We start from the raw sequence: 2433 nt of genomic DNA on the forward strand, positions 1-2433 counted from the left end.
AAAACAGATATAGGCATATAACATCACTTATTTCACCTATATCGATCTGATCTCTCTTACTATCGGCACTGCTATATATCATCAGACCATTAACCGCCTTGGCGCTGACAAAACCTAAAAGCTCATAATTATTTTTTGCCATTTTCACTCCTTATTTTTATTTTTACCTACTTTTAGCGGCGTAGCGGAGCCACGCCTAAAGTAGCAAACAAAATTTTCGCAATAGCAAAACAACCTTAAATGGTTATTTTGCGGCGAAAATTTGGAATGTGACCCCGCACTAAAGCGGATTAAATTTATGTTCTTTTAGCCTTATCATAAGCCTTATATAGCTCATCTGGTGCTTGTGGTGCTATCTTACCCACTTGTGATAGCCATTTGGCATATTGTTTGGCTTTTTGTTCTACTTTTTGGGCTTGACTTTTTATATTAGAAGTGGTAGAATTCTCACTTAAAGGCTGGTTCCTAGTGTAATTCTGCCTATCATAGGCAGACCCAGCCTTTCTATCACTAAAAAAGCTTATTACTCTATCTTTACCGCCACGAGTATCGCCGATAATTGCTCTAAATCTAACGCCATTTTCATCAGTATAATCATACACACGCTTACCACCACTTTCTTTGAAGTCGCCAGCTTTGCGGATATACTCCCCCATATTTAGATATTCTTGTGTTGTTATATAACCTTCGTTTTTTGGGTCTAGGTGTTTTTGTATATGCAATGAGCCAAAACCATCTTTATTTGCTGTTATATTATCAGCTCTGCCTTTTTCAAACTTTATAACATTTTCTACATCTTCTATATCTTTGTATATTTGCGTAGCTCTTTTTTCATTAAATGCTACATTATACACGCCACGCACTTCTTTTTGCTTAGGTGTATAACTAGCACTTGCGCCATCATCAAAGCTTACCACTCTATCATTTGGGTTAATATCTAAAGTCTTAAATGGATGCGGACTATAACTGCTAAACCTTTCTACATTTTTAACCGCCTGGCTTTTTAAAAATTCTTGCCTTTGGTCTAGCTGTTTTTTGATTTTATCCGCTTCATCTTGTTTCCCAGCTAAGATAAGCTCCTTTCGTTTTTGTTTGAGTTCTTGCCATTTAGGATTATCTATATCATTTATAAGAAGTCTATTAAACTCTCCATCTATAGCGTCATCCTTGCTATATGTTCTATTTAGCCTTTTCTCAACATTTCTAGCTTCACTCTCACCAGCTAGATTTTTATACTCTTCATAGCTTAGCTTTTGTGTGTTTCCACCAGAGGCAAAGCCTTCTATACTTTGGATTGCGTGTTGAATTTCGTGGTATAGTGTGCTTTTTAACTCATCATTGGTAGCATTTTGTAAATAGTCATAATCAAAAAATATAGCTTTTTGCCTTGATCCAAATGCTTCGTAATATATGGCATTTGATCCATCTTTTGTTTGAGTTGGTAAAATTGGTAAATCTTTAACTTGCGGATAAGCCTTAAACAGCTCATCATCTTTTAATATATCGCCTAATTTATTTGGTGTAGCCTTTTTTAGAGCTGATATATCTAATTCTGCTCCTTTTGGATTTATCTCAAATTTCCACTTTTTATCTATATCTTTATACCAGCCAGTTTTAGCCCAAATTTCGCTCTCATCTGCTCCATTTTTTGCCATTTCCCCAGCGGTTTTTAGTTTGGCTTTATTGGCTCCTATTGCGTTCTCTCTGCCAAAAATATAGTTATAATTCTCCTTTGGTGTTCTGCCTAGGGCTTTACCTATGATATCAGGCCTATCATTTAAAATCATAGGCAAATCCTTAGCTAATCTTTGGCTAACTTGTGCTAATTGTGGGGCTAATTTGGCTGAATTTTCTAGCATTTTTATAGCCCCAACTGAGCCACCAGCTCCTAATAAAAATCCCTTGACAAACGCTTCAGCCTTTTTATTTGGGTCTTGCTCAGCATTAGCGTTCATCACTCCGCCCATACCGCCACTACCTAGGTGTAATATGGCTTTTTCCATCGCCATAGTGCTAAAGCCATTCATCATTGGTTGTGGGGTTTGGTCTTGACTTTTTATCTCTTTTGGGGTAGAATTTGGCTTAGAGTTTAAAGGCAGAGTCTCGCCTTTTGTAAAGCCTTTAGAGTTGATAATCTTATTGGCTTCTCCAATATCATCATAAGCAGTAACTATCCATTTATTTTCTGTCGGATTACCTTGCCAATTTTGCTTTAATCCTATTTTATAAACTTTATCATTTTTATTATAAACGATTGTTGTTCTGCTATTGTTGTCTATTTTTATCTCACCTTTTTCTATTATCTCGGCTATACCATTTGCCATTTTCTCTTGCGGAGTGCTACCTTCAAATATAGCAAAATCATTAAGGTGTTTAGCTTCTATTTTACTAAGCCCATAGCCTTTTATCTCGCCTTTTACGACCTCAAACTCA

General features: G+C 36.2%; 1 protein-coding gene. It reads right to left on the reverse strand.

Annotated elements, in window-relative coordinates; translation table 11 throughout:
- Window positions 1-296 precede the first annotated feature (296 nt).
- Window positions 297-2433 (reverse strand): putative barnase/colicin E5 family endoribonuclease (locus tag CCAL9328_RS10425; RefSeq protein WP_170000614.1); only part of this gene is annotated, 2137 nt, incomplete at its 5' end.

Source organism: Campylobacter sp. RM9328, assembly GCF_012978615.1.